Consider the following 17,778-nt stretch of genomic DNA (forward strand, 5'->3'; position numbering starts at 1 on the left):
CCCGACCGGCAAGGCGAGGGGGTGCGACGGCCGTGGACAGATGGACCGGAGCGGCCACCGTACGGCCCGGGATGCTGCTCTTCGGCGGCCGGATCGGCGCCGCCACGATGCACGCCCACCACTCGGTCCAGCTGCTGGTGGCCGCCCGGGGCGAGTTGGAGCTCGCGGACGCCGCCGGCCTGCGGGTGGCCTGCCGGGCCGTGATCGTCCCCGCGGACACCGCGCACTCCGTGCTGCGGGGCGCTGCCGAGGGCGTACTGGCGCAGCTCGACCCGGACTCCGTGACCGGCCGCGAACTCGCCCGCCGCGCGCAGCCGCCCGGGTGCGCGGCCGCCTGGGCCCGCGCCGGGGCGGCACTGCCGCCGGTGACCGGTGGCGGACACGAGGAACTCCTCGCCCAGATCGGGGCGCTGGTGGACGCGACGCCCGGCGCCGGCCCGTCGGAGGCCCGCCACCCCGCGGTGGCGCGGGCGGTCGCGCGGCTGCCGGAACTGGTCGCGGACGGCCCGGTACGGATCGGCGTCCTGGCCGCCGCGGCGGGTCTGTCGGAGAGCCGGCTGGCCCACCTGTTCCGGGCCGAACTGGGCCTGCCGCTGCGGCCGTACGTGCGCTGGCTGCGGATGCGGCGGGCGACCGAGCTGATCGCCGCCGGGGCCTCGCTGACGGCGGCGGCGCACCAGGCGGGCTTCGCCGACGCGGCGCACCTCACCCGAACCTGCCGCCGGACCTTCGGCATCCCGCCGTCGGAGTTCGCCCACCGGGTCCGCTGGTCGCCCGGGGCGGTCCCGCCGGGCCTGCCCGGGCTGTCGGGCGGCCGGCCGGCCTCGCCGACCCGGCCGTAGACCTTCACCCACCTGGCGTGCCGCTCACCGGCGGAGGCCGCGAAGTGGCCGGCCTTGCGCTCGTAGCGGCTGTGGAGCCCGCGGGGCGAGGTCCGGGCCCTTCGACCTCGTGTGCCGGCGCGTCGCCGGCCCTGCCCGGTGACGCGGATCACGGAACCGGCCCCGGCGGTTCGACGGTCCCCTGCATGTGTCCACCATTTCGTCGTTCGCCTCCGGTGACGGGGACGTGCTGCTCCTTGTCGAGCTGCTGCCCTTCCTCTCGCCGTTCGTCCTGCTGATCGTCGCGTTCGTGCTGACGGCCCGGTTGACCCGGGCGCTCTCGGAGGGGGTGCCGTCGACGGCCCGGGCCCTGCTCCTGGCCGCCGACGGTGCCGCGTTCGCGGCCTCCTGCGCCTACGTCACCGGCCGGTTGGTCGGGCCGGGTTTTGACTGGACCACGCCCAGGGAGTGGTGCGCGCTGAGCGGCTTCGCGGGTGCCGACGTCGTCGAGCGGACGACCTTCCCGATGAGTGCGCACTGCGCGCCGGGCGGCGCCGAGCTCGTCCCGGCCTGGGTCAACCCCGTGCTGATCACCGGCACCCTCGCCGCCGTCGTCGCACTGGCCGTCGGCCTCGCCGCACACCTGCGCCTGCGGGCAGGGCACCGGGCACCGACGGACGAACCGGCCGACCGACGGTGAAGGCGTGGAGGACGACGGGCACGCTGTCATCGGCCCGCACCCGCAGGATCGCAGCAGGTTCGTTCAAGTCAGGCCGGCCGGCGCCCGGCAGGCTGGGTGTCGCGCCGGCTCCGAGCGGACCGGCCCGTCAGGAGGAGCCATGCCGTCCACCAAGCCGTCCACCATGCCGCCCCGCGTGCGCGAAGCCTTCGAGGGCGAGCTGCGCCGGGCCCGTACGAGCGCAGACCCCGCCGGGATGTGGACCGCCCTCGAACGGGCGCACATCCTCTCCCAGCCCTGGGCCTGGCCGCACACCCGGGCGCACTGGGCGATGTTCCGGCTGGCGCTGCGCCACCGGGACCGCCGGGAGGCCGTCGGCCAGGTGGTCCGGCTGCTGGTGGCGGCGCCGGGTTCGCTGACCGGCCGTGCCCCGCTCGGGAACAACGGCCGTACGTCCGCGGGGCTGTTCACCCCGATGACCGTCCCGGACGACCTGGCGCTGCTGCTCGACGACCGGCCGGTGCCGGTGTCCGGCGACGCGAGGCCCCGGGTCTCCTCCTAGCTGTACCCGGCGGCTCCTGAATGACCCTGACGGCTCATCGGCCGAGCAGTCGGGCCAGCGCGGTGACCAGCACCGCGAGGGCGACCACCAGCAGGAACGGCGCGCGGCGCCAGGCGGCGAGCGCGGCGGCGGCCAGCCCCAGGGCGCGGGCGTCCAGGGTGAGACCGCCGTCCTTGCCGAAGGTCTGCAGGGCGGTGAGGGCGGCCAGCAGGGCGACCGGGACGAGCGCGGCCGAGCGGCGCACGGCCGGGCGTTCCAGCAGTCCGGCCGGGATGCTCAGGCCGAGCAGTTTGAGCAGGTAGCAGCCCAGCGCGGTCGCGCCGACGGCGATCCAGACGGTCATCCGAGGTCCTCCTTGCCGGTGTGGCCGGGGGCGGTTGCGAGGCCGGAGCCGGCGGGCCCACCGGGCCCGCCGCCCCCGGACCGGCCGCGGGGGCGGGTGGCGGCCAGCACGATCGGCACGGCGGCGATCGAGAGCAGGACCGGCACGCCGGTCGGCAGCACGACGGTGGCGGCCAGCGCCAGGGCCGCGCCGACGACGGCGACCTTCAGTTCGGTCGCGCCCTCCCGCAGCCGGGGCGCGAGCAGCGCCAGGAAGACGGCCGGGCCGGCCGCGTCCAGCCCGTACACGGCCGGGTCGCCGAGGGCGTCGGCCCCGAGGGCACCGGCCAGGGTGCAGAGGTTCCAGGTGGCGAACAGGCTGATCCCGGTGACGGCGAACCCGAGCCGGGCGGTGCGGCGGTCGGGCTGGGTGAGGGCGACGGCGGCGCTCTCGTCGATCATCAGGTGGGCGGCGAACGGCCTGGTGAGGCGGGAGAGTTCCAGCCGGGGCCCGAGGCGCAGTCCGTAGAAGGCGTTGCGGGCGCCGAGGAAGAGCGCGCCGAGCACGGCCGCCGGCAGCGCGGCCCCGGCGGCCAGTGCGCTGACCAGGGCGAACTGCGAGGCGCCGGTGAACACCAGCAGGCTGAGCGCGCAGGTCTGCCAGACGCTGAGGTGGGCGGTGCTGCCGGCCACGCCGAAGGCCAGCCCGGAGACGCCGACCGTGAGCCCGATGCCGAGCGAGTCGCGGACGACGGCCGCTGCGGCCTTCCGGGCGGGGGCCGTCCCGGCGGGGGCTTCCGCGAGGGTCGGCAGGTCCCGTTCCACACTCATCCGGTCACACTCATCCGGTCCGCACTGCCTGATGTTCGCCATGGCGAACGTCTGTCCATTAGAGTGAACGAGACAGTGGATGCGTTCGTCAAGTCGAACGAGCAGACTTCTGGAGCGAACACGTGGCAGAGGGCACCGCAGCGGGCGCGGCCGACGGCGCAGAGCCGGACGGCACGGAGCCGGACGGCACGGAGCCGGACGGCACGGAGCCGGACGGCACGAAAGACAGCGCACCGAACGGCGGGACGACCGTCGGGACGACCGGCAGCGACCGGCCCGGCCCCAACCCGATCGCGCTGATCGCGGTGTCCATCCGCCGGGAACGCGAGCGGACCGGCCTGTCCATGACCGAGCTCGCCAAGCGCGCCGGCATCGCCAAGTCCACCCTCTCGCAGCTCGAATCAGGCGTCGGCAACCCCAGCGTGGAGACCCTCTGGGCGCTCGGTGTCGCCCTCGACGTACCATTCAGCCGGCTGGTCGACCCGCCCCGGCCGGTCGTCAAGGTGATCCGCGCCGGCGAGGGCCCGGTCACCCACTCCGAACGCGCCGACTACTCGGCCACCCTGCTGGCCTCCTGCCCGCCGAACGCCCGCCGGGACATCTACCGGATCGAGGCCCAGCCCGGCGAGGCCCGCGCCTCGGACCCGCACATGCCCGGCACCACCGAACACCTGCTGCTCAGCACCGGCCGCGCCCTGGTCGGCCCCGCCGAGGACCCGGTCGAGCTGGCCCCCGGCGACTACATCGCCTACCCCGGTGACACCCCGCACATCTTCCGCGCGCTGACGCCGGACACCACCGCCGTCATCGTCATGGAGCACACCTGAGCCCAGGCCGAACGGCAGCCCACCGGGCCGCCCGAACCGGATCTCGGCGCGGCGGCGGCGCACCCCGGGGTCACCCGCCGGCGCCGGGCTGCTCCGCCAGGACGGCCGCGAACGCGGCCCGCAGCGCGACGCGCTCCGCACCGGTGGGCTCGGGCCCCGCGTGCGGCACGGCCGCCGACGGGTTGACCACCGCCGTCAGCTCCGACCCCGGCGGCGGCGCGAGGGCCTGCAGGATGCGGGGCCAGCTGTCGAGCGGCGGTTCGCCGACGCGTTCGAGCCACCTCCGGAGTTCGGCGGTGAGATCCACCTCGGGCAGGTGCACCACGTCGTCGGACGCCGCCGCCTGCCGGGTGTGGTCGTCGCCCCAGAGGCACAGCTCCCAGCCCGCCCAGCCCGGCAGCGGCCAGGAACGCAGGCCGACCATGGGGACGGTGGTCCACACCCCGATCGTGCGGGTCAGCTGGTCGAGGTGGATCCCGCTGTCCGGCATCGTGGCGAGCCCCGGCACGGACGCGTCGTCGGGCAGCAGGCCGAGCAGGGCCTCGCCGCCGCCGAGCTGGTCCACGACCTCCAGCGGGGAGCCCCAGGCGCGTACCCGGCCGTCCGGACGGCGGACCGTCAGAAGCGTACGGGTGTCGTCCTCGTCGGGCCGCTCCCAGAAAGGTGCACCGGCCTCCTGGGGCTCCGCGTCCCGCCGGGTGAAGCCACGGCCCAGGCCGAGGTGGTCGTGCAGGTCGCCGAGGCCGTCGGAGGCCCACCGGATCTCCCAGCCGGGCCAGGTCCGGGCCAGCACCGCGCGCTGCGCGGCGTACCGGGCCCAGCCGTCCCACTCGTCGCAGTACCAGAGCAGCATCCTCCGGTCGTGGTCGACCAGGGCGGCGCCCTCGCACCAGACGTCGTCGAGCCAGCCGTCCGGGTCGGTTCGCAGGGCGTCGTCGACCCGGCTGTTGGCCCGGAAGCACCGGGTGGCCGCGGCCGGGCCGTGGGCCAGGTCGGTCGCCACCCGGCCGGCACCCCAGTGCGAGCGGTGGAGCGTCCAGTCGCCGCCCTCCACCACCACGTAGTTCGCTCGTGATCCCATGATCCGGAACGGTAGACCCGGCAACCCCGAACGGCCGACCGGTTTTCCCGGCGTCCGGCCTGGCTTGCCATCGCCCGGCCGGACCCTCGCGCCATCCCCTGATCTTCGCAGGGAATCCCGGCCTTTAGGCCGGGCGGGAATGCGATCCTTGGCCCGGAGCCGCGAAGCGGCGGAGTTCTCTGCGGCTCCGGGTTGACGGTCAGGTGGGCCGCTTCTGGTTCTCGATGTAGTCCTTGACGATGCTGAGCGGCGCGCCGCCGCATGAACCCGCGAAGTACGAGGGCGCCCAGAACACCGACCCCATCCCGATGCGGTTGATGCGTCCGGTGTATTCAGCCCGCAGGTAGCGGGAGCTGACGCCCTTGAGGCTGTTGACCAGCTTCGACAGGGCGACCTTTGGCGGGTAGTGCACGAGCAGGTGCACATGATCGCCCTCGCCGTTGAACTCGCGCAGCTCCGCGCCGAAGCTCTCGCACACGTCCCGCATGATCTCCTCGCAGCGCGTCAGCATGGCGTCATCGAAGATCTCTCGGCGGTATTTGGTGACGAACACCAAGTGGGCGTGCAGGTTGTAGATGACGTGGTTTCCCCGGCGAATGTCGGGGTTTGGTTCCCAGCGTGGTGACATGGGCCAATTATAGTATGCTCTTCGAGCTGACCAAGGAAGGGGGTGGGCCGGATGATCCGTGCATACAAGTTCCTCATGCGGCCCACCGTGGGCCAGACACAGGCGCTGTCCGAGATGCTGCGGGATCACTGCTCGCTCTACAACGGTGCGTTGCAGGAACGCCGGGACGCCTACCGGCACGTGTCGAGGACGAGCATCAAGTACGGGATGCAGTCCGCGCAGCTCAAGGAGATCCGGGCGTTCGACCGTGAGCGCCAGGGCCGCTGGTCGTTCAGCTCGCAGCAGGCCACGCTTCGTCGTCTCGACAAGGCGTTCGCGGCGTTCTTCCGGCGGGCCAAGTCCGGTGACACGCCCGGCTATCCGCGCTTCCGGGGCGTGAACTGGTTCGACACGGTGGAGTTTCCGAAGGACGGGGACGGCTGCCGCTGGGATTCCACGCCGCACGACCCGGTGACCCGCGTGCGCTTGCAAGGTGTCGGGCACGTCAAGGTGCATCAGCACCGGGCCGTGGCCGGTAGGGTCAAGACAGTCAGCGTCAAGCGCGAGGGCCGGAAGTGGTTCGTCGTGCTGACCGCGGAGCAGGACCAGCCGGAGCCGCTTCCCGCGACCGGCTCCGCTGTCGGCATCGACCTCGGGATAGCGAACTTCCTCGCCGACTCGACCGGCGGGTTCGTCCCCAACCCCCGCCACGGTCGAACCGACGCGGCGAAGCTCGAAGCCGCACAGCAGGCCCTCGCCAAGTTCCCGCGCGTCCGCCGGGACAAGCGCACCAGCAACCACCAACGCGCTGTTGAGAAGGTCGCCAGGCTGCACGGAAAGGTCCGCCGCCAACGGCTCGACCACGCCCACAAGACCGCCGTCACCCTGGTCCGTGAGCACGACTTCATCGCGCACGAGAACCTGACGATCCGCAACATGGTCAAGACCGTCGCGCCAAAGCCCGACCCCGAGAGGGCAGGGGCATTCCTGCCCAACGGCGCGGCGGCCAAGACCGGACTCAACCGCGGCATTGCCGATGCCGGATGGGGGGTGTTCCTGACGATCCTGCACGCCAAGGCTGAGAGCGCCGGACGAGAAGTGATCGCCGTGAACCCCCGCAACACCTCCCGGACGTGCCCCCCGTGCGGGCACGTCGCGGCGGAGAACCGGCCCAACCAGGAGACTTTCCACTGCGTCGCCTGCGGGCACAAGGCCCACGCCGACACAGTGGGAGCCATCAACGTTCTACGGGCCGGGCTGGTCCGTCGCGAAGCCCAACCGGCTTAACGAGAAGCCCCGGCGTTTACGCCGGGGAGGAGTCACGACGGCGATATCCGGTCAGACCCGGCACGCGCCGGTGACGGACAGGCGCCGAGCGCCTACGCTCCGGACTATGCCACGGACAAATTACGGAGCCTCAGGCCTGCCGAACGGGCCGGCGGCACCGGCACCGAGGACGGCCTCGCCCACACCGGCGACACCTTCGTGAACTGCCTCATGTGACCGACTCCCGTCCGCTCCCTGCTCTCCCAGGGAGCGGACGGGACCCGCCGGCCGCCGCAGGCCCCCTCACCCGTGACTGCTGTCGATCACGCAGAAACGGTTGCCCTCCGGGTCGGCGAGGACGATGAAGTCGGGGTCCTCCGGGTAGCTGTCCCAGTCGACCCGTACCGCGCCGAGCGCGACCAGCCGTTCGACCTCGGTGGCCTGCTCCGCCGCGTCGTCCGCGTACAGGTCGAGGTGGACCCGTGGGTGCTCCTGGACGGGCGTCACGCTCCGGCCGAGCGCCACCGGCGTGCCCGCCACCCCCGCCGCCGGGACCAGGACCACCCAGTCGTCCGCGGGCTCGCCGGCGCGCGGGACGTAGCCGAGGGCCCGCCCCCAGAACTCCGCCGCCCGCCGTACGTCCTGGGCGCCCAGGACCACCGTTCCGATTCTCAGCATGCCCCGATTGTGCCGCTCTCCCGATCATCCGTCAGGTCGGTTCCCGGGCAACGGCTTCCGTGCGCCGGCTCCTGGCCGGGGTGTCCGCCGGGCCGTTGTCGGTGGCGGCCCGTAGGTTGCTGGACGGACGGGAACACCGCACCACCCCGCCGACGAAGATCCTCCATGATCACGACCAGCAGCGCCGACAGTCAGGACGAACCGAGATGACCGAGCCGGTCAAGGGCCCCGCCAGCTACTTCCCCTCGATCGAGAAGAAGTACGGCCGCCCGATCGCCGAGTGGAAGGACGCGATCCGCTCCTCCCCGCCGACCAAGCACATGGAGCTGGTCACCTGGCTCAAGACCGAGCACGGGATGGGCCACGGCCACGCCAACGCCCTCGTCGCGCACACCCTCGCGGAGGACAGCGGCAAGTAGCGGCGGGGCGGGCCGGGGGCTCCGGGCGGCCTCTGTTGGGGCGGCGTTGGTGGGCTGTTGGTGGGGCGCGGCAGAGTGCTGCTTGTCGATCACCTTCGAGCAAGGAGAGCCCCTCGTGGCCCGCAAGACCCTCAAGCTGCGCAGTGTGTTCCTCGTGACGGCGGTCGCCCTGGCCAGTGTCGGCGCGTTGGGTGGAAGTGCTCAGGCCGAGCCCGGGCAGTCGTACATCGGGCCGGGGCAGCCCAACGAGTACGAGGGCGTCATCTGCACCCAGATCCTCTCCAACATGCTGCACTGGCAGACCGGTTACCACGTCGTCGCCGAGGATGGCCACTTCGGCCAGGACACCTACGGGGCGATCAAGGCCATTCAGAAGTGGGCGAGCCTGCGGCAGGACGGCATCGTCGGCCCGCAGACCGGAACCGTGATGCTGCAGGCCACCAAGGACGGCGACGGCAACAGCTGCTACTGGCACCTGCCCTCGTACAAGTGACCTCCGGATCGGCGGAACCGCTGCTCGTCCCGCCGATCCGGCTCCCTGAGGGGTGGAGCATCTCCGAGCCGCTCCGGCAGATGCCCCCGCTCGCCCCTGAGGCCGCCGTTCCCCCCGCTGCTGGTGGGGAAGGCGGCCTCGGGTGCTGCCGGGCGAGGCTCTGCCGGTTCGGCCGATCCGAACCGGCTTGAGCACGGCGGAATGTAAGGTGACATCAGGTGTGCCGGGAAGTCTGGTCGGCGAGTGAGTCAGCCGCGCCTGCCCGAGGAGACCCCCGTGGACATCGTCCCCGCCCCCACCGACCACCCCTCCCGCGGGGGTAACACGCCCGCCCCCGACCGGCTCGGCCCGCTGGTGCGGGTCGAGGGCCGGTGGTTCATCGGCGACCACGAGCGCAAGGCCCACATCGCGCTGCTCCCTCGAGGGTTCGAGCACCGAGTCGCGGGCCGCGAGCCCCACCTCGTGACCTGGGACCGCCTCATGGACCTCACGGTTGCCGTCACCAGCAACCGATTCCTCAGCACACCGGTCGGCGGTCTGCTCACGAAGTACGACGGCATCACCATCCACGGCTCCACCCTGCGCGCCACCGTCCGACACCCGTACGACGTCTGGGTGCCCCGGTTCATCCACCACCGCTGGTGGTACCCCGTGAACGAGATCCTCGCGCTGGACGCGCTGCTGAGCACCGCCGTCGAACTCGGCCGCGCCGAGCGCCTCGGCGACGACGCCTGGCTGCGCACCGCCGTCGCCCTGGTGACGTCCGACCGCCACGTCCGGAGGGGGTGGCGCGGCTACGAACTCAGCGAGGCCCTGAAGGACCTCATCACGCGCGAGGGCTGAGGCCCGGGCCCCCAGGGCTCGAGTCGTTCGGGCGCGCGGCGCCTGGCGTCCCGGTCCGGCACCGCCGGGCCGCCAGGCTTCACCCCCGGTGCGCTCAGCGGTCGGTGTGGAAGTCGCCGGCGCGGACGCCCTCGACGAAGGACTGCCAGCCGGCCGCCGGAAACACCAGCGCCGGACCGGACGGGTCCTTGGAGTCACGAACGGGGACGAGGCCCGGGAATCCGGGGGCCACCTCGACGCAGTCGCCGCCGTCGTCCCCGCTGTAGCTGCTCTTGTACCAGGTCGCTGCGTCGAGATCGGGAATCGTCATGGGCGTTCACCTCTCCGGGTCACGGGAGCGCCAACTCCCTGCGGGGGAATCCACGCCGTCGGTCAGCGGTGAGTGCGGAAGTCGCCGGCGCGGACGCCCTCGACGAAGGACTGCCAGGCGGCCGCCGGGAAGACCAGCGCCGGACCGGACGGGTCCTTGGAGTCACGAACGGGGACGAGGCCCGGGAATCCGGGGGCCACCTCGATGCAGTCGCCGCCGTTGTCTCCGCTGTAGCTGCTCTTGTACCAGGTCGCTGCGTCGAGATCGGGAATCGTCATGGGCGTTGTACCCCTCCATCGCACTGGTGATCACGGCAGCGGACTCCACGGCTGAGAGAGAGTCAGCTCGTAGCACATCATAGGTCCGCGTGTGTCGGTCGATCACTGCTGGATCATCGCTGAAGTGGCCTCGGTCAAGGCTCTCCGAGTACACCCACTCATGGCGGTCAGGCAGCATGACCAGCGACATGGAGGTGTTGAGTGGCTTCAGGCCGCCCACATCGAAGGGGGCAACCTGAAGCACGATGTTCGGACGGCGGCCAACCTCCAGCAGATGCTCCATCTGCCCACTCATCACTGCAGGTCCACCGACCGAGCGCCGGATAACGCTCTCATCCAGGACCACCACCAGTAGTGGCCCGTCCGGCGCCATGAACCGATGCTGCCGACTGAGGCGGGCAGCGACCCGCTCCTCGATCAGATCGGGATCACCTACACCCGCACCCCTCGCGAAGAGGGCTCGCGCGTAGTCCTCAGTCTGCAGCAGGCCTGGCACATGCTGGATCTGGAACTTGCGCAGGGCGACCGCCTCCGCCTCCATCTGCGCGAAGCGCTGGAACCAGTCCGGATGTTCGACCTCGGCGTACCAGTCGACCCGCTTCCAGATCCGGATCAGGACGCCGCCCATCAGCAGCACCTCGTCGCACTGCTTGATGAACTTCTCCTGCGGGATCCGGCCGCCGTTCTCGATCCGGGTGATGAGCGTCCGGTCGCAGTGCAGGAGTTTGGCCAGTCCGGCCTGGGAGTAGCCGGCCGCCTCGCGGGCGTGGCGGAACTCGCCGCCGAACAACACGGCCGAACTGATGGTCGAACCCGTGTCGGGCCTGGGACGTGGCACAGCCAACCCCCGTAGTGACATTGGACCTTGGCACCCTTGATCGCTCGTCACGCTACCTCCGCAGGCCGATGCTTGTTAGCGGAACGGAATTGTTCCCTCGCTCTGCGTGAGCGTGCGCGCCCGGCGACGGTCGCGTGCGCCGTGTGGGGCGCGTTTCGGCAGCTCGTACACCGGAGGTGGGCCCCATGGCCGAGACACTCGACAGACCGGCGACCGTGGAGGGCGAGTACGCCTGCTGGCTGCCGCGTCACCGGCGTTCGCCGGGGGTGGCGCGGTTGCTGCTGCGGACCTTCCTGGGCGGGTTCGCGGACGGTGAGCGGTTCGCGGAGGTGGGTGAGTTGCTGCTCAGCGAACTGGTGGCGAACGCGGTGGAGCACGCCCGGGTGCCGGCCGGGCGGCTGGTGAAGGTGCGGTTCGCGTTGGAGGCGGACCGGCTGCGGGTGGAGGTGCACGACGCGAGCCCGCAGCGGCCGGTCCCGGGGCCCGTGCCTGCTCAGCCGGACGCGGAGGCGGGCCGGGGGCTGCTGCTGGTCCGAGAGCTGTCGGACGCCTGGGGGTGCTGTCCGCGAGCGGGCGGGATCGGGAAGTGCGTCTGGTTCGAGTACGCCCCCGCCGGGGAGTCCGGGGGCGGGGCCGGCGACGCGGGATCGGGGCCGGCAGTGGCGACGGCGGAAGGGCGGGGTACGCCATGACACGGCAGGCCGGGCGGCGGTGGCCCCGGATCGCGGCGGAACTGGCCCGGGCCACCTCGGCGGACGATGCCGGTACGGGTACGGGTACGGGTATGGCTATGGGTACGCCTACGGGTGCCGGAACGGCGGACCTGCTGGATGCCGTCGAGCTGATGCTCCCCGCCGGTGGGCCGCAGACCCTCCCCCAGGTGCTGGCGCCCGTCCGCGCCTACCTGCTGCGGGCGCTCGGCGCGGACCGGCCCTTCGAGGGGGCGTGCGTGTTCGCCGGGGAGATCGCGGCGGCCGGGCGGCGGCCCGTCCAGGTGCGGGTGGAGTTACTGGCGCTCGCCCCGGAGGACGGGCACCGGGTGCACGGGCCGTACCGCCGGCCGCCGCTCCGGGACGTCGGGGAGGTACGGATCAGTCCTGCGGAGGCGTGACCGGGGCGGGCGTGACCGGCACCGGGGTGACCGGGCGGCCGGCGGGGCTGTCCGCCTGCTGGTCCGACCGGGTGGGGCCGCCCAGCGGGGAGCCCATCCAGGACAGGGCCTTCCAGCCGCCCTCGGGCGTACCGTCCAGCACCACCACGCCGGTGTTGTCGAGCGGGTGCCGGGCGGCGAAGGGGACGTCCACGTTCTCGGCCCGGGCGGCCGCCCACATCCGGATCGCGGCGCCGTGGCTGATCATGGCGACGGTACCGGCCCCGGAGTCGGCCGCCTCGGCCATCACCTCGTCGATCCGGGCGAGGGCCTCGACGCCGTTCTCGCCGCCGGGCATCCGCAGCGCCGTGTCCCCGGCCGACCAGGCGAAGGCCGTCCGCATGTAGGTTTCGCCGGCCTCCTGGTCCCCGCGCAGCTCCAGGTCGCCGGCCGAGAGCTCCCGCAGGCCGTCCCGGACCAGCGGCTCCAGCCCGCGGGCGGCGGCCAGCGGCGCGGCGGTCTGCTGGGTGCGGACCAGGGTGGAGACGTACAGCAGGTCGACGTCCTCCTCGGCCAGGGCGGCGGGCAGCGCGGCGGCCTGCTCCCGTCCGAGCGGGGTCAGCTCGGCGCCGGGCCTGGCGGTGTCCAGCAGTCTGCCGAGGTTGGAGAAGGTCTCGCCGTGGCGGATGAGCAGCAGGCGCATGGTGCGGGTCGGGCTCCGATCTCGGCCTCGTACGGACGGGCGGCCCGGGTGGCGGGGCGGCCGCCCGGAGCTTCCATCCTGCCAGGAACCCCCGCCCGGGGCCGTCGCCGGCGTACGTCCCGAAGACGGTCGTCCGGGTGGACGGAGGCAGGCGGGCAGGCTCGCCGGCGGACGGGCTCAGCCCGGCGGGGCGACCAGGCCCGCCTCGTACGCGGTGATCACCAGTTGCACGCGGTCCCGGGCGCCGAGCTTCGACAGCAGCCGCGCCACGTGCGACTTGGCGGTGGCCACCGAGATGAAGAGGTCCTCCGCGATCTCGCTGTTGGAACGGCCGCGCCCGACCAGGGTCAGTACCTCGCGCTCCCGGTCGGTGACACCCCCCAGCGACCGCGGGGCGCGACCGGGAGCCGCCCGGGAGCCGGCCAGGAAGTCCGCGATCAGGCGGCGGGTGACACCCGGCGCGATCAGCGCGTCCCCGGCGGCGACCACCCGGATCGCCGCCAGGATGTCGTCCAGCGCCATGTCCTTCACCGCGAAGCCGCTGGCACCGGCCCGCAGCGCGCCGTGGACGTGCTCGTCCTCGTCGAAGGTGGTCAGCACCAGCACCCGGGTGCTGCCCGGGCCGGCCATGATCCGGCGGGTGGCCTCGATCCCGTCCATGCCGGGCATCCGGATGTCCATCACCACCACGTCCGGCGCCAGCTCGGCGGCCAGCCGGACCGCCTCCTCGCCGTTCGCCGCCTCGCCGACCACCTCCAGGTCGGGGGTGTCGGTGATCAGCACCCGCAGCCCCGAGCGCACCAGCGGCTGGTCGTCGGCCAGCACCACCCGGACGGTCACCGGGCCGCCTCCACCGCGTCCGGGGCCTGCGCCGGGGCGGCCGTCACGACAGCGGGCGCGCCGGCCGGCAACGGCAGCACGGCCGCCACCCGGAACCCGCCCCCGGGGCGTGGCCCGGCCTCGAACCGGCCGTGCAGCAACCCGACCCGCTCCCGCATCCCCAGCAGGCCGAACCCGCGCGCCGACGACCCGCCGGCTCCCCGCCCCTCGTCCACGACCTCCACCGACAGCTCCTCGTCCCCGTAGTCGACGCTCACCCGGCAGTGGCCGGTGCCCGCGTGCCGGACGACGTTCGTCACGGCCTCCTGCACGATCCGGTACGCCGACAGCTCTATGTCCGGCGGCAGCGGCCGCCGCTCCCCGCTCCGTCGCACCTCCACCCGCACCCCGGCGGCCGCGGTCGCCGCAGCCAGCCGCTCCACGTCCGCCAGCCCCGCCACCGGCTCGGACGACACCGGGCCCACACCCTGCGGATCGGCCTGACGCAACGCCACCAGCGTCCGCCGCAGCCCCGCCAGGGTCTCCCGGCTGGTCGCCTCGATCGCCTGCAGCGCCCTCCTGGCCTCGTCCGGCTGCGTCCCGATCACCCGGCTGCCGACCCCCGCCTGGATCGCGATGATGCCGATGCTGTGGGCGACCATGTCGTGCAGCTCCCGGGCGATCCGCAGCCGTTCGGCGGTGATCGCCTGTTCGGTCGCCCGCGCCCGGGACGCCGACGCGGCCTCCCGGGCCTGCCGCACCGAAAGGCCGATCAGCCAGGCGAACAGCATCATCAGGGCGGCCGGGTACTGGACCTGCCCCAGCTGCACATCCACCCCCAGCACCGCCTGGACCACCTGGTACCCGGCCATCAGCGCGAGGGAGACGCCCAGCGCCCGCATCGCCACCGTGCCCGATCGGACCGTCACCAGGTAGCAGAGGGCCGCCGCGGCGGGCAGCAGATGACCGATCCGCAGATTCAGCGGCAGCAGTTCCTCGGTCAGGGCCATACCGAGGCCGGCCGACAGCAGCATGCCGAACACCGGCACGGGGAAGCGCCGCAGCAGGACGGCGGCCAGCAGGTCGACGCTCACCGCGGCCAGCGGGCCCGGCCGTTGAACCCCGTGGTCGACACCGTACGGCTCGCCGAGCAGGCTCTCCGCGATGGTGACGATCAGTATGGTGGCGCCCGCCCACAGCAGCGCCGGCCGCATCCGGTGCGCGGCGGCGAGCGAGGGCGGAGCTGCCGGTGTGACGTCCATCCGGCGAGACTAACCGGCCTGCGACCGGCGGACATCAGCCCCCGGGCGTAAGCCCACCGGCCAGTACCGGCCGGACAGGTGTCGCCCGCGGCCCGATGTCAGGCGGTGCCCGCACCGGCAGGGTTGGCACCGTGATCGAAGTCAACGAACTCACCAAGCGCTACGGCCGCAAGACCGCCGTCGACCAGCTCACCTTCACCGTGCGCCCCGGGCAGGTCACCGGGTTCCTCGGCCCGAACGGGGCCGGCAAGACCACCACCCTGCGGATGATCCTCGGCCTGGACGCGCCCACCGGCGGCACCGCCACCGTGAACGGCGTCCCGTTCCGCGACCACCGCCGCGGGCTGCACCACGCCGGTGCCCTGCTCGACGCCCAGCAGGTGCACGGCGGGCGCACCGCCGCCGCCCATCTCGCCGCGCTCGCCCGCAGCAACGGCATCGCCGCCCGCCGGGTGGACGAGGTCCTGGAGGAGGTCGGCCTGGCCGGGGCGGCCCGGCGCCGGGTCGGCGGGTTCTCGCTCGGCATGAAGCAGCGGCTCGGCATCGCCGTGGCCCTGCTCGGCGACCCCCCGGTGCTGATGTTCGACGAACCCGTCAACGGCATGGACCCGGAGGGGGTGCTCTGGGTGCGCCGGCTCTTCCGTCGGCTCGCCGCCGAGGGCCGCACGGTGTTCCTCTCCAGCCATCTGATGACGGAGATGGAGCACACGGCCGACCAGCTCGTGGTGATCGGCCAAGGTCGGTTGATCGCCGCCGAGTCGGTCGCCTCGTTCGCCGCCCGCGCCGGCCGGCCGAGCGTCCTGGTCGGGACTTCGCAGGCCGCCGAACTGGCCGACCTGCTGACGGCCGCCGGCGCGACCGTGCTGCCGGAGGGCTCGGCCGGCGCCGAACGGCTCACCGTGACCGGCCTGCCGGCCGGCCGGATCGGCGCACTGGCCGCCGAACACCTGATCACCCTGCACGAACTGACTACCCGCACCGCCTCGTTGGAGGAAGCCTTCATGGAACTGACCGCCGACAGCATCGAGTACCAGGCGGGGGGATCCCGATGAGCACCCCCGTCACCGGCGCGCGGCCAGGCCGGGCGACCGGCCGCGACCTGGCGCCCCGGACCGCCGCCGGCACTGCGCCGCCCGTCCGTTTCGGAGATCTGGTCGCCGCCGAGTGGATCAAGATCCGGTCGCTGCGCTCCACTCCCTGGCTGCTCGGACTCGTCGTCCTGGTCGCCGTCGGCGCCGCCGGGCTGGTCTCGTTCGCGGACTACGACGCGATCCCCGGCCGCGACCCAGGCTCGCCGTGGGAGCCCACCTTCGCCCTCCACGACGCCTTCCCGCCCGAGGGCTACCTGATGCTGATGCTCGCCGCCGGCAGCCTCGGGGCGATCGCCGTGGTCAGCGAGTACGGCAGCGGGCTGATCCGCACCACCACGGTGGCCGTCCCCGCCCGGGGGTCGGTGATCCTGGCGAAGGCCGCCGTCCAACTCCTGCTGTGGACGGTGGTCGGCGCGGTCACCGTCACCTGCTCGTACCTGCTCTCCTGGAGCATCCTCGACGGCCGGGACGCCGGCATCGCGATCACCGCCCCCGGCGCGCCGACCGCCCTGGCGGCGACGGTCCTGCTCGGCCCGGTCTGCGCACTGGTCGGCCTCGGCCTCGGCACCCTGATCCGGCACGCCGCGACCACCGTGCTGGCCGGTGTCCTCGTCCTGCTGATCCTGCCGACGCTCATCCTCCCGGCCAACAACCGATCGACCGTCGACCTCAACCACATGCTGGTGCTCAGCGCCTGGCAGCGCCTCACCCGCACCTGGGGATCGCCGTCCGCCGTCGACCACTACGCCTCGTACGCCGGGTCCTGGACCGTGTACGCGCTCTGGCCGCTGGTCGCGGTCGCCCTCGCGCTGGTGGTGGTGCGCCGGAGGGACGTCTGACGAGAAGGGGGCGCTCCGACCGGACGGTGCCTCAGCCCACCTCGCGGCCCCGGAAGGACCGCCGGTACTCGCGCGGGGCGAGCCCCACCCGGCGGACGAAGGCCGGGCGCAGCGAGACGGCGGAGGCGAAGCCGCAGCGGCCGGCCACCTCGTCGACCGGCAGGTCGGTCTCCTCCAGCAGGCGCTGGGCGGCCAGCACCCGCTGCTCCAGCAGCCAGCGCAGCGGGGAGGTGCCGGCGGCCTCGACGAAGCGGCGGGCGAAGGAACGCTCGGACATCAGCGCGAGACCGGCCATCCGGCGGACCGTCCACGGGGTGTCGAGGCCGGCCAGCACCTCCGTCCGGACTCGGGCCAGCGCGTCGTCACCGGCCTCCTCGGGTACCGGGGACGGGATGAACTGGGCCTGGCCGCCGGCCCGGAACGGCGCGGTGACCATCGCCCGGGCGATGGTGGCGGCGGCCTGCTGGCCGTGCGCGGAGCGGACCAGGTGCAGGCAGAGATCGATGCCGGCGGCGACCCCGGCCGAGGTCCAGATCTCACCGTCGCCGGTGAACAGCACCTCCGGCTGGACGTCGACGGCCGGGTGGCGGGCGGCCAGGTCCTGGGCGACGCACCAGTGCGTGGTGGCGGCCCGGCCGTCCAGCAGCCCGGCGTCCGCGAGGACGAACGCCCCGGCGCAGAGCGAGGCGATCGGGACGCCGCGCGCGTGCACCGCCCGCAGCGCCGCCAGCACAGCGGGGGCGGTGGGCGCCAGCGGCTGCTCCACCCCGGGGACGACCACCAGATCGCAGTCGAGCAGGGCGTCCAGCCCGTGGTCCGGCGTCCGTTCCAGCCCGCCGCCGAGCCGGACCCTGGCCCCGTCCGGCCCGCAGACCCGCAGGTCGAAGGCCGGCACTCCGGGTCGGCTGACCCGGTTCGCCCAGACCTCGCCGATCACCGCGTAGTCGAAGGCCCGTACGCCGTCGAAGATCAGGCAGCCCACTGTGCGCATGGCAGAAATCTATCGATCGACGCCGCCTCGCGTCACCGGACCTGGCATTCCGCCCGGGCCGGAGCGGCCAGGGCGGCCAGGGCGGCCAGGGCGGCGGACCGCGCAGGACCGACGAGGACGTCCGACCGG

At 73.3% G+C, this 17,778-nt stretch carries 24 protein-coding genes; 12 read left to right on the forward strand and 12 right to left on the reverse strand.

Annotation, left to right across the window (positions count from 1 at the left end; translation table 11 throughout):
• Positions 1–32: 32 nt before the first annotated feature.
• The 3 genes from OG689_RS14055 (at position 33) to OG689_RS14065 (ending at position 2,062) form a co-directional block, all read left to right on the forward strand.
• Complete coding sequence (locus OG689_RS14055) at positions 33–842, forward strand: helix-turn-helix transcriptional regulator (RefSeq protein WP_266320544.1); 810 nt, start codon at positions 33–35, stop codon at positions 840–842.
• Positions 843–1,029: 187 nt separating this feature from the next.
• Complete coding sequence (locus tag OG689_RS14060; protein ID WP_266320546.1) at positions 1,030–1,521, forward strand: hypothetical protein; 492 nt, start codon at positions 1,030–1,032, stop codon at positions 1,519–1,521.
• A 139-nt stretch (positions 1,522–1,660) separates the two neighbouring features.
• Positions 1,661–2,062: a DUF3703 domain-containing protein gene (locus OG689_RS14065; protein ID WP_266320547.1), complete on the forward strand. Its 402-nt coding sequence runs from the start codon at positions 1,661–1,663 to the stop codon at positions 2,060–2,062.
• Between the two features lie 34 nt (positions 2,063–2,096).
• On the opposite strand, the gene OG689_RS14070 is transcribed toward OG689_RS14065, so the two are convergent.
• Together OG689_RS14070 and OG689_RS14075 are read right to left on the reverse strand one after the other, a co-directional pair.
• Positions 2,097–2,405, reverse strand: coding sequence for an AzlD domain-containing protein (locus tag OG689_RS14070; RefSeq protein ID WP_266320548.1), 309 nt, complete (start codon positions 2,403–2,405; stop codon positions 2,097–2,099).
• Entirely contained in the window at positions 2,402–3,214 is an 813-nt protein-coding gene (locus OG689_RS14075) for an AzlC family ABC transporter permease (protein ID WP_266320549.1), read from the reverse strand. The genes OG689_RS14070 and OG689_RS14075 overlap by 4 nt, the downstream gene beginning before the upstream one ends.
• A 290-nt stretch (positions 3,215–3,504) precedes the next feature.
• On the opposite strand from OG689_RS14075, the gene OG689_RS14080 reads away from it, so the two are divergent.
• Positions 3,505–4,041 (forward strand): XRE family transcriptional regulator, encoded by a 537-nt coding sequence (locus tag OG689_RS14080; protein WP_266327115.1) that lies wholly within the window; start codon positions 3,505–3,507, stop codon positions 4,039–4,041.
• A gap of 70 nt (positions 4,042–4,111) precedes the next feature.
• Here the strand turns inward: OG689_RS14080 and OG689_RS14085 are convergent, their stop codons facing one another.
• Positions 4,112–5,122, reverse strand: coding sequence for a hypothetical protein (locus OG689_RS14085; protein WP_266320551.1), 1,011 nt, complete (start codon positions 5,120–5,122; stop codon positions 4,112–4,114).
• Positions 5,123–5,321: 199 nt separating this feature from the next.
• On the reverse strand, positions 5,322–5,750 hold the full coding sequence (gene tnpA, locus OG689_RS14090; protein ID WP_266320553.1) for an IS200/IS605 family transposase: 429 nt from the start codon (positions 5,748–5,750) through the stop codon (positions 5,322–5,324).
• Positions 5,751–5,801: 51 nt separating this feature from the next.
• On the opposite strand from tnpA, the gene OG689_RS14095 reads away from it, so the two are divergent.
• Positions 5,802–7,016, forward strand: a complete 1,215-nt coding sequence (locus OG689_RS14095) for a transposase (protein ID WP_266320554.1) — start codon at positions 5,802–5,804, stop codon at positions 7,014–7,016.
• 282 nt (positions 7,017–7,298) lie between these two features.
• Here OG689_RS14095 and OG689_RS14100 read toward each other — a convergent pair whose 3' ends face one another.
• On the reverse strand, positions 7,299–7,673 hold the full coding sequence (locus OG689_RS14100) for a VOC family protein (protein ID WP_266320555.1): 375 nt from the start codon (positions 7,671–7,673) through the stop codon (positions 7,299–7,301).
• Between the two features lie 206 nt (positions 7,674–7,879).
• Here OG689_RS14100 and OG689_RS14105 point away from each other — a divergent pair, with 206 nt between their 5' ends.
• The 3 genes from OG689_RS14105 to OG689_RS14115 all read left to right on the forward strand — a co-directional run bounded on the left by OG689_RS14105 (position 7,880) and on the right by OG689_RS14115 (position 9,428).
• The gene (locus OG689_RS14105) at positions 7,880–8,092 is read left to right on the forward strand and encodes a DUF4287 domain-containing protein (RefSeq protein WP_266320557.1); all 213 of its coding nucleotides are present in this window, start codon (positions 7,880–7,882) and stop codon (positions 8,090–8,092) included.
• Between the two features lie 115 nt (positions 8,093–8,207).
• Complete coding sequence (locus OG689_RS14110; protein WP_266320558.1) at positions 8,208–8,585, forward strand: peptidoglycan-binding domain-containing protein; 378 nt, start codon at positions 8,208–8,210, stop codon at positions 8,583–8,585.
• A 243-nt stretch (positions 8,586–8,828) separates the two neighbouring features.
• On the forward strand, positions 8,829–9,428 hold the full coding sequence (locus OG689_RS14115) for a hypothetical protein (RefSeq protein ID WP_266320559.1): 600 nt from the start codon (positions 8,829–8,831) through the stop codon (positions 9,426–9,428).
• A 94-nt stretch (positions 9,429–9,522) separates the two neighbouring features.
• On the opposite strand, the gene OG689_RS14120 is transcribed toward OG689_RS14115, so the two are convergent.
• The 3 genes from OG689_RS14120 to OG689_RS14130 all read right to left on the reverse strand — a co-directional run bounded on the left by OG689_RS14120 (position 9,523) and on the right by OG689_RS14130 (position 10,809).
• On the reverse strand, positions 9,523–9,738 hold the full coding sequence (locus OG689_RS14120; protein ID WP_266320560.1) for a DUF397 domain-containing protein: 216 nt from the start codon (positions 9,736–9,738) through the stop codon (positions 9,523–9,525).
• Positions 9,739–9,800: 62 nt separating this feature from the next.
• Positions 9,801–9,938 carry a DUF397 domain-containing protein gene (locus OG689_RS14125; RefSeq protein ID WP_266320562.1) on the reverse strand — a complete coding sequence of 46 codons (138 nt, stop codon included), beginning with the start codon at positions 9,936–9,938 and terminating at the stop codon, positions 9,801–9,803.
• A complete protein-coding gene (locus OG689_RS14130) occupies positions 9,901–10,809 on the reverse strand; it encodes a helix-turn-helix transcriptional regulator (RefSeq protein ID WP_323189286.1) in 909 nt (302 codons plus the stop codon). The genes OG689_RS14125 and OG689_RS14130 overlap by 38 nt, the downstream gene beginning before the upstream one ends.
• Before the next feature lie 230 nt (positions 10,810–11,039).
• On the opposite strand from OG689_RS14130, the gene OG689_RS14135 reads away from it, so the two are divergent.
• Complete coding sequence (locus OG689_RS14135) at positions 11,040–11,546, forward strand: ATP-binding protein (protein WP_266320564.1); 507 nt, start codon at positions 11,040–11,042, stop codon at positions 11,544–11,546.
• On the forward strand, positions 11,543–11,965 hold the full coding sequence (locus OG689_RS14140) for a hypothetical protein (RefSeq protein WP_266320566.1): 423 nt from the start codon (positions 11,543–11,545) through the stop codon (positions 11,963–11,965). Before OG689_RS14135 ends, OG689_RS14140 begins: the two co-directional genes overlap by 4 nt.
• On the opposite strand, the gene OG689_RS14145 is transcribed toward OG689_RS14140, so the two are convergent.
• The 3 genes from OG689_RS14145 to OG689_RS14155 form a co-directional block, all read right to left on the reverse strand.
• Positions 11,946–12,647: a histidine phosphatase family protein gene (locus tag OG689_RS14145; RefSeq protein ID WP_266320568.1), complete on the reverse strand. Its 702-nt coding sequence runs from the start codon at positions 12,645–12,647 to the stop codon at positions 11,946–11,948. The two genes, OG689_RS14140 and OG689_RS14145, sit on opposite strands and share 20 nt — an antisense overlap.
• A gap of 177 nt (positions 12,648–12,824) precedes the next feature.
• Positions 12,825–13,487, reverse strand: a complete 663-nt coding sequence (locus tag OG689_RS14150; RefSeq protein ID WP_266320569.1) for a response regulator transcription factor — start codon at positions 13,485–13,487, stop codon at positions 12,825–12,827.
• A complete protein-coding gene (locus OG689_RS14155) occupies positions 13,484–14,728 on the reverse strand; it encodes a sensor histidine kinase (RefSeq protein WP_266320570.1) in 1,245 nt (414 codons plus the stop codon). The genes OG689_RS14150 and OG689_RS14155 overlap by 4 nt, the downstream gene beginning before the upstream one ends.
• 131 nt (positions 14,729–14,859) lie before the next feature.
• On the opposite strand from OG689_RS14155, the gene OG689_RS14160 reads away from it, so the two are divergent.
• Together OG689_RS14160 and OG689_RS14165 are read left to right on the forward strand one after the other, a co-directional pair.
• Positions 14,860–15,780, forward strand: a complete 921-nt coding sequence (locus OG689_RS14160; protein ID WP_266320571.1) for an ATP-binding cassette domain-containing protein — start codon at positions 14,860–14,862, stop codon at positions 15,778–15,780.
• Positions 15,777–16,658 carry an ABC transporter permease gene (locus tag OG689_RS14165; RefSeq protein ID WP_266320573.1) on the forward strand — a complete coding sequence of 294 codons (882 nt, stop codon included), beginning with the start codon at positions 15,777–15,779 and terminating at the stop codon, positions 16,656–16,658. Before OG689_RS14160 ends, OG689_RS14165 begins: the two co-directional genes overlap by 4 nt.
• A gap of 31 nt (positions 16,659–16,689) precedes the next feature.
• Here OG689_RS14165 and OG689_RS14170 read toward each other — a convergent pair whose 3' ends face one another.
• Positions 16,690–17,649, reverse strand: coding sequence for a helix-turn-helix domain-containing protein (locus OG689_RS14170; RefSeq protein ID WP_266320575.1), 960 nt, complete (start codon positions 17,647–17,649; stop codon positions 16,690–16,692).
• Between the last annotated feature and the right edge of the window lie 129 nt (positions 17,650–17,778).

Source organism: Kitasatospora sp. NBC_00240 (assembly GCF_026342405.1).
GTDB lineage: Bacteria > Actinomycetota > Actinomycetes > Streptomycetales > Streptomycetaceae > Kitasatospora.